Here is a 14,751-nt window from a genome sequence, read left to right as displayed (position 1 = left end):
GGGATGACGGACATGCCCATTCTCTCCCTGGTCACCTTCCTGCCGCTGGTCGGCGTCTTCGGCATCCTGGCGCTGCGCCTCTTCGCGCGCGCCGACGACGCCAAGGCGGTCGAGACGTCGAAGTGGATCGCGCTCGCCTCGACGCTGGCCACCTTCGCGGTCGCGCTGCTGCTCACATTCCAGTTCGACCCGAACAACCCGGGCTTCCAGTTCGTCGAGGACGTCCCCTGGTTCGCCGGACTACACTACCGGATGGGCATCGACGGCATCTCGGTGCTGTTCGTGCTCCTGAACACCTTCCTGATGCCGATCTGCATCGTGGCGTCGTGGCGCTCGATCGAGAACCGCGTCCACGAGTACATGGCCGCCTTCCTCCTGCTGGAGGTGCTGGTCACGGGCGTGTTCTGCGCTCTCGACATCGTGGTGTTCTACGTCTTCTTCGAGTTCGGCCTGGTGCCGATGTTCCTGATCATCGGCATCTGGGGCGGGGCGCGCCGGGTGTACGCGGCCTTCAAGTTCTTCCTCTACACGCTGCTGGGCTCGGTCCTGATGCTGGCGGCCATCCTGTGGATGATCGGCACGACCGGCACCGCCTCGATCCCCGAACTGATGGCCTACCAGTTCTCGCCCGAGGCGCAGACCTGGCTGTGGCTCGCGTTCTTCGCGTCGTTCGCGGTGAAGATGCCCATGTGGCCGGTGCACACCTGGCTTCCCGACGCCCACGTGGAGGCGCCGACGGCCGGGTCGGTGATCCTGGCGGGCATCCTCCTGAAGATGGGCGGCTACGGCTTCCTGCGCTTCAGCCTGCCCATGTTCCCGAACGCGTCCGACCTGTTCACGCCGCTCGTGTTCGCGCTGTCCGTCATCGCCGTGATCTACACCTCGCTGGTGGCCTTCCGGCAGACCGACGTGAAGAAGCTGATCGCCTACTCGTCGGTGGCCCACATGGGGCTGGTGACCATGGGCATCTTCTCGGGCAACGCCACGGGCGAGCAGGGCGCGATCTACCAGATGCTGAGCCACGGGGTGATCTCCGGGGCGCTCTTCCTCTGCGTCGGCGTGATCTACGACCGCATGCACACCCGCGAGATCGCCTTCTACGGCGGGCTGGTGAACCGGATGCCGTGGTACGCCGCCGTCTTCATGCTCTTCACCATGGGCAACGTGGGGCTGCCGGGCACGAGCGGGTTCGTGGGCGAGATCCTGTCGATGACCGGGACGTACCAGGTGAGCACCTGGACCGCGATCTTGGCGGCGACCGGGGTGATCCTCTCGGCCGTCTACATGCTCACGCTCTATCGCCGCGTGGTCTTCGGCACGATCACCAACCCGAAGCTCGAGACGATCACCGACCTGGACTGGCGGGAGGTCGCGATCTTCACGCCGCTGATCGTGGCGACCCTCTACATGGGCGTGCAGCCCAACATCGTATTCGACCTGACGGGCGCGTCGGTGGACCAGCTCGTGCGGGTCTATCAGGCGGCGATCGGCGGGTAGGGGTTCCGTAGATGCTCTCGGCAAACCTGGCGCTGGCCGTTCCCGAAATCATCCTCGCCGTGGGCGCGCTGGCGCTCCTGGTGATCGGCGCGTTCGCGCAGAAGCAGACGACGCTCATCGGCGGGGCCAGCGTGGTCGTGCTGGTGGCGGCGGCCGTGGCCGCGGCGACCCAGCCGTTCGGCACGGCGTTTGGCGGCGGGCTGATCTCCGACGCCGCGGCGACCTTCGCCAAGGTGGCCATCTACCTGGCGTCGGCCATCGCCATCCCGCTCGCCCAGCCGTGGTTCGAGCGGCGCGGCATGCGCACCTTCGAATTCCCGGTGCTGATCCTGCTGGCCGCCCTGGGCATGGGCATGATGGCCTCGGCGGGCGACCTGATCTCGCTCTACGTGGGCGTCGAGTTGCACTCGCTGGCGCTCTACATCATGGCTGCGATGCACCGCGACAACGCCAAGGCGTCCGAGGCGGGGCTGAAGTACTTCGTGCTGGGCGCGCTCTCGTCCGGCCTGCTGCTCTACGGCGCCAGCCTCATCTACGGGTTCGCCGGATCGACGCTGTTCAGCGAGATCGCGGTGGCGGCGGGCTCGGAGGCCAACACCGGCCTGCTGTTCGGCCTCGTCTTCCTGATCTGCGGACTGGCGTTCAAGGTCTCGGCGGCGCCGTTCCACATGTGGACCCCGGACGTCTACGAGGGCGCGCCGACGCCGGTCGTGGCGTTCTTTGCCGCCGCGCCCAAGCTGGCCGCGATGATCCTGTTCGCCCGCGTCCTGGCCGACGGCTTCGCCGGCGCCGTGGACCAGTGGCAGCAGGTCCTGGTGGCGATCTCGCTCATCTCGGTGGCCGTGGGCGCCTTCGCGGGCCTGGTGCAGAAGAACCTGAAGCGCCTGTGGGCCTATTCGTCGATCGCCAACATCGGCTACGCCCTGCTGGGCTTGGCCTCGGGCACGTCCGAGGGCGTGCAGGCCATGCTGGTGTTCATGGTCCTCTACATGATCGACGTCACCGGCTTCTTCGCCTGCCTCGCGGCGCTGTCACGCCAGGGCCGGGCAATGGAGACGATCGAGGACATGGCGGGCCTCATCAAGGAGCGTCCGGCGATCGGCTTCGCCATGACGATCTTCTCGTTGTCGGCTCTGGGCCTGCCGCCGTTCTCCGGCTTCTTCGCCAAGATCTTCGTCTTCAAGGCCGCGCTCGATGCCGGCCTCTGGGGCGTCGCCGTGGCCGGCCTGGTGGGCTCTGTTGTGGCCGCGTTCTACTACCTGCGCCTGATCAAGGTCATGTGGTTCGACGGCAGCCAGGGCGCGACCGACAAGCCGCCGGCGGAAGCCAACGCGATCGCGCTGGCCTCGGCGGCCTTCGCCTTCCCGGTCGTGATCGTGGCCCTCTACTGGCTGAACGACGCCGCGGCCACTGCCGCCCAGGCGCTCGGGCTGGTCTAGGGCGCTTGTCCGTCCACCCGCCGATAGAGGCGTACGACGAACTGGACTCCACCAACGCCGAGGCCCGCCGCCGCGCGGACGCGGGGGAGGCCGGCCCGGTCTGGATCACCGCCGAGGTGCAGACGGCTGGACGCGGCCGGCGCGGCCGCGCGTGGTCGACGCAGCGCGGCAACCTCGCGGCGACCCTGCTGACCACGACCGACCGTCCGGCCGCTGAGGCCGCGCAGCTGTCGTTCGTGGCGGCGCTCGCGGCCTGCGATCTCGCCGACGCCTGCCTGGGGCCCGGCGTCGCGCGTCTGAAGTGGCCGAACGACGTCATGATCCATGGCCGCAAGGCGGTGGGCATCCTGGTGGAGAGCGGCAGCCGTCCGGACGGGCGGCTGTGGCTCGCGGTCGGCGTCGGCGTGAACCTGGCGCACGCGCCCAGCGACGTGGAGCGGCCCGCCGCTAGCTTCGCCGACCACATGTCCGGGCCGCCGCCCCGGCCACGAGAGGCGCTGGAGGTCCTGGCCGGCGCCTTCGAGCGCTGGCGGGGCGCCTGGTCGGTCCAAGGCTTCCCGGCGATCGCCGCGGGCTGGTCCCAGCGCGCCACGGGGATCGGCCAGCGTTGCGAGGCGCGGCTTCCCAACCGCACCGTGGCCGGCGTGGCGGAGGGTCTCGATCCGGACGGCGCGCTCAGGCTCAGGCTGGACGATGGCGGCCTGGAGCGCATAACGGCCGGCGACGTCTTCTTTGGAGGGGCGTGATCACATGCTGCTCGCGATCGAACAGGGCAACACCAACACGCTCTTCGCCGTGCACGACGGCGAGCGCTGGATGGCGCAGTGGCGGGCCGGTACGGATTCCACGCGGACGGCGGACGAATACGCCGTCTGGCTTTCCCAGCTGCTGGGCATGGCGGGGCTCGACCTCAACCGCTTCGACGGCTGCATCATCTCGTCCGTCGTGCCGCAGTCGATCTTCAACCTGCGCAACCTCGCGCGGCGCTACTTGCACGTGGAGCCGATCGTCATCGGCGAGAACGTCGACCTGGGCATCCCGGTGCGGATCGAGAAGCCCTCGGAGGCGGGGGCCGACCGTCTCGTCAACGCCATCGGCGCGCACGTGGTCTACCCCGGCGACCTGATCGTCATCGACTCGGGCACCGCCACCACCTTCGACATCGTCGCGGCTGACGGCGGCTTCGAGGGCGGCGTGATCGCCCCGGGGATCAACCTGTCCATGGAAGCGTTGCATACGGCGGCGGCCAAACTTCCCCGGGTCGCGATCCAGAAACCGCAGAGGGTGGTCGGGACTGATACCGTGGGCGCCATGCAGTCCGGCGTGTTCTGGGGCTACATCGCCCTGATCGAAGGCCTGATCGCCCGCATCAAGGCCGAGCACGGGCGGCCGCTGACCGTGGTCGCCACCGGCGGGGTCGCCTCGCTGTTCCACGGCGCGACGACCAGCATCGACCACTTCGACCCCGACCTCACCATCCGTGGCATGCTGGAGATCTGGCGGCGGAACAAGAAAGCCGGCTGATGGCCCCACCTTCGAAAATCGGGCGCGACGACGAACTCGTTTTCCTGCCGCTGGGCGGCTCGAACGAGATCGGGATGAACTTCAACCTCTACGCCTTCGGCCCGCCGCACGACCGGCGGTGGATCGTGGTCGACCTGGGCGTGACCTTCGGGGACCAGACGACGCCCGGCGTCGAGGTGATCCTGCCGGATCCCCAGTTCATCGAGGAGTACGCCGACCGCATCCTCGGGATCGTCCTGACGCACGCCCACGAAGATCACATCGGGGCGGTGGCCTGGCTGTGGCCGCGGCTGAAGGCGCCCATCTACGCCACGCCCTTCACGGCCTTCATCCTCCGCGAGAAGCTGCGCGAGGCCGACCTCCTGGAGGCGGCCGCCATCACCGAGGTGCCGCTGGGCGGGACGATCGAGCTGGGGCCGTTCCGGCTGGAGCTGATCACGCTTACGCACTCGATCCCCGAGCCGAATGGCCTGGCGATCAAGACGCCGCTGGGCACCGTGCTCCACACAGGGGACTGGAAGATCGACCCCGATCCCCTGCTGGGCGGCGTCACCGACGCGGACGCGATCCGCCGCCTTGGCGACGAGGGCGTGCTGGCGATGGTGTGCGACTCCACCAACGTCTTCGTCGACGGCCACGCCGGGTCCGAAGCCGACGTCCGCGAGACGCTCATCCCCCTGATCGGCTCGCTGAAGGGCAGGGTGGCGGTCGCCTGCTTCGCTTCCAACGTGGCGCGGATGGACTCGGTGGCCCGCGCCGCCGAGGCGAACGGCCGGCGGGTGTGCCTGGTCGGGCGCTCGATGCATCGCATGGCGGCGGCCGCCAGGTCGGTGGGCCTGATGGAGGGCCTGAAGCCGTTTCTCGAAGACACCGAGGCCAAGCACTTCCCTGACGACGGCGTGCTCTACCTGTGCACCGGCAGCCAGGGGGAACCCCGGGCGGCCCTGGCGCGCATCGCCGACGGGACCCATCCCCACGTGCGCCTGGGGGCGGGCGACGCCTGCGTGTTCTCCAGCAGGGTGATCCCCGGGAACGAGATCCCGATCCGCAACCTGCAGAACAAGCTCACCGAGCGCGGGGTGCGGCTCTACACCGAGCGCGACCACCCGGGCATCCACGTCTCGGGCCACCCCTGTCGCGACGAGCTGGCCGAGATGTACCGCTGGGCAAGGCCGCAGATCGCGGTGCCGACGCACGGCGAGCGCCGCCATCTGATGGAGCACGCGGCCTTCGCCGCCGACCTGCAGATCCCCCAGCAGGTGACGCCGCGCAACGGCGACATGGTCCGCCTGGCGCCGGGCCGCGCGGAAGTGATCGACGAGGTGCCGTCGGGCCGTCTCTACGTGGACGCCGGCGTGCTCACGCCCGAGAACGGCGAGGCGCTGCGCGAACGGCGGCATGCGTCGTTCAACGGAGTCGTCGCGGTCGCCGTGGTGCTGGATGGGCGCAATCGGCTGGCGGCTGCGCCGCAGATCCGCGCCGTGGGGCTGCCGACGGTGGACGACGAGGACCTGGCCGAAGTCCTGGAGGAACTCGTGCAGGAAGCCGAGGGCGCCATCAAGCGGCTCAAGGGCGAGGAGCGCGAGTACGACGACAGCGTCGAGACCGCCATCAGCCGCGCCGTGAAGAAGGCGAGCCAGCGCATCTGGGGCCGTCGTCCCGTGGTCGAGACGATCCTGCTGAGGGTCTAGGGCCTGCCGCGTCGGTCCCGGCCTTCGCCGCAACGGACGGAGAGGTCGACCTAGCGGGGCGCCAGGCCCAGCGCGTCGATCTCGGCCATCTCCGCGGCCGAGTAGGCGCCGTCGGCCTCAGCCTGCACGCACATGGCCAGCTCGGCCCGCGTCTTCACGCCGAGGACGATGGTGTCGAAGTCGGGCAGGCTCAGGGCGTAGCGGTGCGCCACATAAGCCGGGTCCTGGCCCCAGCGGGCGCAGAGGGCGCGGAAAGGCGCCGAGCGGTCGTAGTCCAGTCGGTCCGGGTTGTTCGGCGACAGTTCGCGGTCCACGGCCGACGTCAGCGCGCCGGCCTGGACGGCGCGGATGCCCATCACGCCGCAGCCGGCGGACTTGGCGGCGGCGGCGACCGCGCGGGGCCGGGCGGGTTCGGCGTACCGTTTCAGCGCGCCCGGGCTGTCCATGAGGTTCGCGATCACCTGCACGACGTCCGGGCGTTCCGGCTGGCCGATGGCTTCGATCACGGCTGTGGGCACGCCGATGCCGGTGATGCCCCAGGCGGCGATCCGACCCTGAGCCTTCAGCCGCTGCATCGTCGGCGCGACCTCGTGCAGGTAGACCGACCAGACCGTGGAGAACCGGTCCTTGGCCGAGTCCCCGAACGCGTAGGCGAACCCCTCGGCGTGGATGTTGGAGTGCAGGAAGAAGACGTCCACGCGCTCGAGCCGCATCTCGGCGAGGCTGCTCGCGAGGGACTCCTCGAGGATGGCGGCGGTCTCGCCCGGGGCCGGCGTGCCGAGTTGGCACTTGGTCGTGAAGCGCAGGTGGGCCGGCGGCGAACCGCCGAAGGTCTCGCCGATAAAGGCCTGGGCGTTGCGGTACATCGGCGCCGCATCGATCAGGTCGATGCCGGCGTCGAGCGCGGCCTTGAGGGTCGCCACCGCCTCGTCGCGGGTGACCTCGCCCCAGATCTGCCCGATGCCGCCGCCGCCCAGCGTCAGGCGGCTCACCTCGCCCAGGGATCCCAGCCTCGCCGTCCGCATGTCTCGTCTCCGTCGCCCGGGCGACGCTAGCACTCCCTTGCGGGCCTTTCGAACACCCGGTTTGATGCGCGCCATGAGCGCGGATCACACGCGCCGGGAGGATTGCGGACATGTCCGCCTACAAGGGCGTGCGGATCGCCGACTTCAGCCAGGGCGTCGCCGGCCCGATGGCTGCGATGCTGCTCGGCGACTTCGAGGCCGAGGTGGTGAAGGTGGAGCCGCCGGGCGGCGACCGCTGGCGGGACCATCCGGGCTACCTCGCCTTAAATCGAAACAAGCAGGTCGCGACGCTGGACCTCCAGACGCCCGCTGGCCTGGCGCAGGCCAAGGCCCTGATCGCCGGCGCCGACGTCGCGCTGTTCGACCATGCGCCAGGCCGCCTGGAGGCGCTGGGCCTCGACGCCGCCACGCTGACCGCAGAGCATCCTGCCCTGGTGCACGCCTGGATGCCGCCCTACGGGACCTCGGGGGCGTGGAGCGGGCTGCCCGCGCACCACAGCCTGCTGGGCGGCCTCACCGGGGCGGCGTTCCGGCAGGGCGCCAATGCGGACGTCCCCATCCACCTGATCATCCCCGTCCTCTGGTACGCGCAGGGCGTCATGGGCTCGGCGGCGATCGGCGCCGCGCTGCTGGAGCGGACCCGCAGCGGTCGCGGCCAGGCCGTGACGGTGAGCGGCCTGCACGGCGCCGCCGAAGCGTCCGGCGCCGCGCGGGCGCTGCTGCAGCCGCCGCTGCCGCGCGGCACGCCGCCGGGCGCCAACCCGCGGTATCGCCTCTACCAGTGCGCCGACGGCGAGTGGTTCTTCCTGGGCACGCTGTTCACCAACTTCTACCGCAAGGCCTTCGAGGTCCTGGGCCTGGAAGACGCCTTCGACGCGCTCGAGATGGACATGCTGGCGGCGCGCGACCTGCTGGAAGGCATCTTCCTGACCCGCACCCGCGACGAGTGGCTGGAGGACCTGCGCGCGAACGACGTGCCCTGCGGTCCGGTCCGGCGCCGCGAGACCTGGTTCGCGAGCGAGACCGTCGCAGAGGCCGGCATGCGGCTGACGTTTCCGCACGCGCGGCACGGCGCGGTGGCGATGCCGGCCCCGCCGGCGCGGCTGTCCGAGACGCCGGCGTCGATCCGCGGCCTGCCCGAAGCGGTCGACGCGCCGCCGCAGTGGCCCGCGAAGCCGGCGTCGCCGCCAGCCGCCGCGCCGACAGCGGCGCCGCTGGCCGGGGTGAAGGTGCTGAACCTGGGCACCGTCATCGCGGGGGCCTTCGCGGGCGCGCTGCTGAGCGACCTGGGCGCCGACGTGATCAAGGTCGAGCCCCCCGAGGCGGACCCCTTCCGATCCGACGGTCCGGGGTTCCTGATGTACAACCGCGGCAGCCGGGCGCTCGGGCTGAACCTGCGGGCGCCGGGCGCGCGCGAACTCTTCCTGGAGATGGCCCGGACCGCCGACGTGGTGATCGACAACTACCGGCTGGGCGTTCGCGCGAAGCTGGGGATCGACTACGAGGCCCTGCGGGCGGTGAATCCGCGGATCATCTCGTGCTCGATCAACGCGTACGGCGACCAGGGCCAGCGCGCGGCGCTGCCCGGCTTCGATCCCCTGCTGCAGGCCGAAGGCGGGATGCAGGCGGCGCAGGGCGGGGAGGGCGATCCCATTCTCCTCACCATCCCGATGAACGACGTGGCCACCGCGTCCGTCGTGACGTCGTCCGTGGTCGCGGCGTTGCACGCGCGCGAACGGACGGGCGTCGGACAGGAGATCAAGACCAGCCTGCTGGCGCAGAGCCTGCTGTTCCAGCTCGGCGAGACGGTGACCTACGACGGCCGGCCGCCGAACGACCTCGGCGGGGAGGACTGCCTCGGCGTGCGCGCGACGCATCGGTACTACGCCTGCGCGGACGGCTGGATCGGGATCGCCTGCGACACCGACGCCGAGGCGCATGCGCTGGGCCAGGCGCTGGACGTGGATCTCGGCCCGGCGCCGCTGCTGGCGCCGCGGGACGGCGAGGTGGCCGAGCGGCTTGAGGCCGCCCTGGCCGGGCGTGAACGGGGCCCGTTGCTGAAGAGCCTACTGGCCGCAGGCGTGCCCGCCGCGCCGGTCCTGCGCAGCGCCGAGGCGCTGCAGGACCCCTGGCTGCACGAGAACGGCTTCCTGGACGCGTGGGAGCATGCCCGGCTGGGGCCGATGATCACCGTGCGCGGCTACGCCGACTTCGCGCGGACGCCGATCCATGGCCGTCGTCCGACGCCCGACATCGGCGAACACACGGTGGAGGTGCTGCGGGACTGGGGGATCGAGCCGGCCCGCATCCAGGCGCTCCTGCAGGCGGGCGCCGTCTTCGCGTCGGACGGCCTGGGCGGCATCGCCCCGGCGCCGCTGCCTGCTTCCGCGACGTGATCTCGCGCGGATCGCGCCGACGGCGTATAGGGGCGGCATGATCGGGAAACTGAACCACGTGGGCGTCGCGACGCCCTCCATCGAGAAGTCGGTCGCGCTCTATCGCGACGTCCTGGGCGCCACGAAGATCGGCGAGAAGTTCGCCATGCCCGAGCAGGGCGTCTGGGTCTGCTTCGTGGACCTGCCGAACAGCCAGATCGAGCTGATCGAGCCGCACGGCGACGCCTCGCCCCTGAAGGGCTTCCTCGAGAAGAACCCGGCCGGCGGGCAACACCACATCTGCTTCGAGGTGGAGGACATCATCGCCGCCCGCGACGACATGGCGGCCAAGGGCGCGACGGTCCTCAACGGCGGCAATCCCCGCATCGGCGCGCACGGCACGCCGGTGATCTTCGTGCACCCGAAGAACATGGGCGGCGTCCTCGTCGAGCTCATGGAAACCCCGAAGGGCGCCCACTGAGATGAACCCGATCACCTGGATCGGCATCTATCTCGTCCTTTGGTGGACGGTGCTGTTCGCCGTCCTCCCGCTGGGCGTGGTCAGCCACGCGGAAGCCGGCATCGACAGGGGAGACGGCGGGGATCCCGGCGCCCCGGTCGATCCCAAGCTGAAGCGGAAGTTCCTCACCACGACGTGGGTGTCGGCGGTGCTCTGGGTGATCCTGTTCGCCGTGGTGCAGCTGGGACTGGTGAAGCTGCCGCCGCTGCCGCAGGTCGCCTGAGGCAACCACTTCCCCGCCACATCGTTGCCAAGGTTCCGGCGGCAAGGGTATCAGGGCGCCTTCGTCGGACAGTCCCAGGAATCCCATGCGTCTTTCGCGGTACTTCATGCCCACGCTTCGCGAGGCGCCTGCCGACGCGCAGATCGTGTCGCACCAGCTCATGCTCCGCGCCGGCATGATCCGGCAGGAGGCCGCGGGCATCTACGCCTGGCTGCCGCTGGGACTTAAGGTTCTGAAGAAGATCGAGCAGGTGGTCCGCGAGGAGATGGACCGCGCCGGCGCCGTCGAGATCCTGATGCCGACGATCCAGCTGGCGGACCTGTGGAAGGAGAGCGGCCGGTTCGACGACTACGGGGACGAGATGCTGCGCATCTTCGACCGGAGCCAGCGCGAGCTGCTGTTCGGGCCCACGGCCGAGGAGGTCGTGACCGACATCTTCCGCAGCTATGTCAAGTCGTACAAGGACTTGCCGCTGAATCTTTACAATATCCAGTGGAAGTTCCGGGACGAGCGCCGGCCCCGCTTCGGCGTCATGCGCGGCCGCGAGTTCCTGATGAAGGACGCCTACTCCTTCGACCTCGACGAAGCGGGCGCGCGGCGGGCCTACAACCGGATGTTCCTGGCCTACCTCAACGTCTATGCGCGCCTGGGTCTGAAGGCGATCCCGGTGCGCGCCGACACCGGACCCATCGGCGGCGACCTCAGCCACGAGTTCATCATCCTGGCCGAGACGGGAGAGAGCCAGGTCTTCGCGCACCGCGACCTGGTGGAAATGGGCGCGCCCGGCCCGGACATCGACTGGGACGGCGACCTGCAGCCGATGGTCGACCAGCGCACCAGCCTGTACGCGGCGTCGGACGAGATGCACGAGCCCGCCCGCTACGAGGCTCTGCCCGAGGACAAGCGGATGACCGCCCGCGGCATCGAGGTGGGCCACATCTTCTACTTCGGCGAGAAGTACTCGAAGCCCATGGGCGCGAAGGTCGCCGGGCCCGACGGCAAGGAGGTCAACGTCCAGATGGGGTCGTACGGCGTGGGCGTCTCGCGCCTGGCCGGCGCCATCATCGAGGCGAGCCACGACCAGGCCGGGATCATCTGGCCCGACAGCGTGGCGCCCTTCGGGGCGGCGGTGCTCAACCTGCGGGCCGGCGACAGCGCCTGCGACGAGGTCTGCGAGCGGGCCTACAAGGCGCTGACGGCGGCGGGCGTGGACCCGCTCTACGACGACCGGGACGACCGCCCGGGGGCGAAGTTCGCTGCGACCGATCTGGTGGGCATCCCCTGGCAGCTGATCGTGGGGCCGAAGGGCGTCGCGGACGGCGTCGTGGAGCTGAAGCGCCGGGCGACCGGCGAGCGGCAGACCCTGCCGCTGGACGCCGCGCTCCAGGCCATCACGGCGTGAGCGACGCCCGCGGGGTCACCGGCGCGCGGGCAGCGCCCTTCGGGCCCTGGGAGCGGATGATCGCCGTGCGCTACCTGCGTGCGCGCCGCAGCCAGGGCGGCGTGTCCCTGATCTCCATCATCTCGTTCCTGGGCATCATGCTCGCCGTCGCGGGCCTGATCGCGATCATGTCGATCATGAACGGGTTCCGGTCCGAGCTGCTGAACCGCATCCTCGGGTTCCAGGGCCATCTGTTCGTGACCGGCGGCGTGCTCGACGGCCCCGAGCGCGACCGGGCGGTGGCGCGCATCGTCAAGGTGCCCGGCGTGGTCCAGGCCGCGCCGATCATCGAGGCCCAGGCCATCGCCATCGGCCCCAGCCAGATCACCGGAACCCTGGTGCGTGGCATCAGCCTGGCGGACCTGCAGGCGACGAAGCTGGTCTCGGGCCAGCTGACGGCCGGCTCGCTGCGCGAGTTCGGGAAGGGTGAGTACGGCGGCGACGTGATCGTGGTCGGCGCCCGGCTCGCACAGTCGCTGGGCGTCGCGCCTGGCGACACCCTGACGCTCATTTCGCCGACCGGCGGGGCGACCGCGTTCGGCGGGACGCCGCTCCAGAAGCCCTACACGGTGGGGGCCACCTTCAGCGTCGGCATGAGCCAGTACGACCAGGCCTACATCTACATGCCGCTCGCCCAGGCTCAGCTGTTCTTCGGCCGCGAGGACACGGCTGACGCCATCGAGATCAAGGTGACCGACCCGGACCACGCGTCCCGCATGCGGGGGCCGATCACCAAGGCGGCGGGGCCGGCGGCCATCGTCAATGACTGGACGCAACGGGACGTGGCGTTCTGGGGCGCGCTCGCGGTCGAGCGGACGGCGATGCGCATCATCCTCGGCGTGGTGATCGCCATCGTGGCCCTGAACATCATCTCGGGCCTCGTCATGCTGGCGAAGAACAAGACCCGCGACGTGGCCATCCTCCGCACGGTGGGGGCGGGCCGCGGTTCGGTCCTGCGGATCTTCTTCATGATCGGCGCCAGCATCGGCGCGGCGGGCACGGTCGCGGGCGTCGCGCTGGGCGTGCTGTTCTCCCTGAACATCGGCCCGATCCAGTCGCTGGTGGAGTGGGCCACGGGCGCCCAGGTGTTCGCCTCGGACGTCTACTACCTGTCGCGCCTGCCCGCGAAGGTGGACTGGCTGGAGGTGTTCTGGATCTCGGTCTTCTCCCTGAGCATGGCGTGTCTCTGGAGCCTCATCCCCGCGTGGCGGGCGTCCAAGCTCGATCCCGTCGAGGCCCTTCGCTATGAATGACGTGGTCCTGTCGATCCGCGGGCTGGAGCGGACCTACGTCACCGGCGCAGGCTCCCTGCCGGTTCTGAAGGGCGTCGACCTCGATCTCCGGGCGGGCGAGATCGTGGGGCTGGTCGGGCCGTCAGGCTCGGGCAAGTCCAGCCTTCTCCACGCAGCGGGCCTGCTGGAGCGCCCGGACGCCGGGCGCATCGCCGTGCTGGGCGCCGACTGCTCGAACCTGAACGAGCGCGAGCGCACGCGCGTGCGACTGGCCACCATCGGCTTCGTCTACCAGTTCCACCACCTGCTCCCCGAGTTCTCGGCCGAGGACAACGTGGCGATCCCGATGATGATCGCGGGCGCGCCCAAGCGGGTCGCGCGGGAGAGGGCCCGCGTGCTGCTCGCGGACCTCGGCCTCGGCGACCGCACCCATCACCAGCCCGCGCAGCTTTCCGGCGGCGAACAGCAGCGCGTGGCGGTCGCCCGGGCGCTCGCCAACGCGCCGCGCCTGCTGCTGGCGGACGAGCCGACCGGAAACCTGGACCCGACGACCTCGACGGCGGTCTTCGACAGCCTCTACGCCCTGGCCCGGAGCCAGGGCGTGGCCGCGCTGGTCGCCACGCACAACTTCGAGCTCGCCCGCCACATGGACCGGGTGCTCGCCCTGCGCGACGGGCATCTGGAGCCCTGGTCGGCGGATCACCTGGCGGGCGCCGCCCAGTAGGGCTCCTTCTTGGCGAACCACCGCTTGGCGACCTTGCCGTACATGATCAGCACGTCATCGACGGCTTCAGCCACGGCGAAGTCGACCGCCGTGCTGGCGAGCGAATAGCCTTCCAGCGGCGTCAGGCCCTTCTTCGTCACCAGGAACTCGACCGTCTTCTCCACCGAGCGGCGCAGGGCGACGTCCAGGTCCCGGTCCATGCCCATGATGTAGTAGTAGTCCGCGTCCTCCGCCCACGGCGTCATCCCCTTGCCGAGGCCCTTGTGGAGGATGAACTGCAGGGTCGGGGTCATCGAAGCCTCCACCGCATTGCCCGACACCTCGCCGTCGCCCTGCGCTGCGTGGGAGTCGCCGGTGACGAACAGGGCGCCCGGCTGGAACACCGGCAGGTAGAGCGTGGAGCCCGCAGTCAGGCGCGCGAGGTCCATGTTGCCGCCGAAGTCGCCCGGGGCGCGCGAGCCGACGGTCCGGGGTTCGCCCGGCGCCACGGCCATGATGCCCATGAAGGGCCGCAGCGGGGTCTCCACGCCCGGCGAGTTGAACACCACGCCGCGCTTCGGATCGAACTTGATGATCAGCTGAGTGCGCTCCGTCAGAATGGTCGGCGCGACCCCGCCCGGCCCCGGGCTGTTGACGCCATAGTTCACGCGCGGCTCCACGGCGTGGATGCGGATCTCCAGCATGTCGCCCGGCTCGGCGCCTTCGATGTAGATCGGACCCGTGAGGATGTGCCCCCCGAAGCCCTCCGTGCGCGGCAGCCGGGCCACGGCCTTCACGTCGTCCAGCACCTCCTCGGGCTTGATGCCGGCCGTGGCGAAGAAGGCCACGGGGTCGTCCGTGACGCCGCCATGCGAGATCGTGTCGATCCGTACGGTCTGCCCCGACTTGATCCGCAGAACCGGCGGCGTGTCGGCGGAGATGATCCCCCGCCGCACCGTCTCGGGCGTCGAGCGCAGCGAATGATCGGGCTTCGGGGCCGCGCCCGCAGAGGCCGCGGCCAGGGCGGCGAAGGCTGCGAACGCGGCGCGGTTGCTCATCCTCATGTGTCTTGTCCCCTGGG

The 14,751-nt window shown here is 70.3% G+C and carries 13 protein-coding genes; 11 read left to right on the top strand and 2 right to left on the bottom strand.

Going from position 1 to position 14,751, the window contains the following annotated elements; all coding sequences use genetic code 11:
* The first annotated feature begins 3 nt into the window (after positions 1 to 3).
* The 5 genes from AC2D8W_RS00940 to AC2D8W_RS00920 are packed head-to-tail and all read left to right on the top strand — an operon-like array spanning position 4 to position 6,151.
* Complete coding sequence (locus tag AC2D8W_RS00940; RefSeq protein ID WP_484669950.1) at positions 4 to 1,497, top strand: NADH-quinone oxidoreductase subunit M; 1,494 nt, start codon at positions 4 to 6, stop codon at positions 1,495 to 1,497.
* Between the two features lie 11 nt (positions 1,498 to 1,508).
* Positions 1,509 to 2,936, top strand: coding sequence for an NADH-quinone oxidoreductase subunit NuoN (gene nuoN, locus AC2D8W_RS00935; RefSeq protein ID WP_484669949.1), 1,428 nt, complete (start codon positions 1,509 to 1,511; stop codon positions 2,934 to 2,936).
* 5 nt (positions 2,937 to 2,941) lie between these two features.
* Positions 2,942 to 3,682: a biotin--[acetyl-CoA-carboxylase] ligase gene (locus tag AC2D8W_RS00930; protein ID WP_484669948.1), complete on the top strand. Its 741-nt coding sequence runs from the start codon at positions 2,942 to 2,944 to the stop codon at positions 3,680 to 3,682.
* 4 nt (positions 3,683 to 3,686) lie between these two features.
* On the top strand, positions 3,687 to 4,460 hold the full coding sequence (locus tag AC2D8W_RS00925) for a type III pantothenate kinase (protein ID WP_484669947.1): 774 nt from the start codon (positions 3,687 to 3,689) through the stop codon (positions 4,458 to 4,460).
* Complete coding sequence (locus AC2D8W_RS00920; RefSeq protein ID WP_484669946.1) at positions 4,460 to 6,151, top strand: ribonuclease J; 1,692 nt, start codon at positions 4,460 to 4,462, stop codon at positions 6,149 to 6,151. The genes AC2D8W_RS00925 and AC2D8W_RS00920 overlap by 1 nt, the downstream gene beginning before the upstream one ends.
* Before the next feature lie 50 nt (positions 6,152 to 6,201).
* On the opposite strand, the gene AC2D8W_RS00915 is transcribed toward AC2D8W_RS00920, so the two are convergent.
* Complete coding sequence (locus tag AC2D8W_RS00915) at positions 6,202 to 7,176, bottom strand: aldo/keto reductase (RefSeq protein WP_484669945.1); 975 nt, start codon at positions 7,174 to 7,176, stop codon at positions 6,202 to 6,204.
* A 110-nt stretch (positions 7,177 to 7,286) separates the two neighbouring features.
* Between AC2D8W_RS00915 and AC2D8W_RS00910 the strand changes: the two genes are divergently transcribed.
* The 6 genes from AC2D8W_RS00910 to AC2D8W_RS00885 all read left to right on the top strand — a co-directional run bounded on the left by AC2D8W_RS00910 (position 7,287) and on the right by AC2D8W_RS00885 (position 13,691).
* Positions 7,287 to 9,572, top strand: coding sequence for a CaiB/BaiF CoA transferase family protein (locus AC2D8W_RS00910; protein ID WP_484669944.1), 2,286 nt, complete (start codon positions 7,287 to 7,289; stop codon positions 9,570 to 9,572).
* Positions 9,573 to 9,609: 37 nt separating this feature from the next.
* Positions 9,610 to 10,032: a methylmalonyl-CoA epimerase gene (gene mce, locus AC2D8W_RS00905; RefSeq protein WP_484669943.1), complete on the top strand. Its 423-nt coding sequence runs from the start codon at positions 9,610 to 9,612 to the stop codon at positions 10,030 to 10,032.
* 1 nt (position 10,033) lies between these two features.
* Complete coding sequence (locus AC2D8W_RS00900) at positions 10,034 to 10,294, top strand: DUF1467 family protein (RefSeq protein WP_293482334.1); 261 nt, start codon at positions 10,034 to 10,036, stop codon at positions 10,292 to 10,294.
* Positions 10,295 to 10,379: 85 nt separating this feature from the next.
* Complete coding sequence (proS, locus tag AC2D8W_RS00895; protein ID WP_484669942.1) at positions 10,380 to 11,696, top strand: proline--tRNA ligase; 1,317 nt, start codon at positions 10,380 to 10,382, stop codon at positions 11,694 to 11,696.
* On the top strand, positions 11,693 to 12,988 hold the full coding sequence (locus AC2D8W_RS00890; protein WP_484669941.1) for a lipoprotein-releasing ABC transporter permease subunit: 1,296 nt from the start codon (positions 11,693 to 11,695) through the stop codon (positions 12,986 to 12,988). Before proS ends, AC2D8W_RS00890 begins: the two co-directional genes overlap by 4 nt.
* A complete protein-coding gene (locus tag AC2D8W_RS00885) occupies positions 12,981 to 13,691 on the top strand; it encodes an ABC transporter ATP-binding protein (RefSeq protein WP_484669940.1) in 711 nt (236 codons plus the stop codon). The genes AC2D8W_RS00890 and AC2D8W_RS00885 overlap by 8 nt, the downstream gene beginning before the upstream one ends.
* Here the strand turns inward: AC2D8W_RS00885 and AC2D8W_RS00880 are convergent.
* On the bottom strand, positions 13,667 to 14,728 hold the full coding sequence (locus AC2D8W_RS00880; RefSeq protein WP_484669939.1) for an acetamidase/formamidase family protein: 1,062 nt from the start codon (positions 14,726 to 14,728) through the stop codon (positions 13,667 to 13,669). The two genes, AC2D8W_RS00885 and AC2D8W_RS00880, sit on opposite strands and share 25 nt — an antisense overlap.
* Between the last annotated feature and the right edge of the window lie 23 nt (positions 14,729 to 14,751).

Source organism: Phenylobacterium sp. T106, from assembly GCF_057219735.1.
Note: the sequence above shows the minus strand (reverse complement) of the source record. Positions and strands in the feature narration are given on the sequence as shown.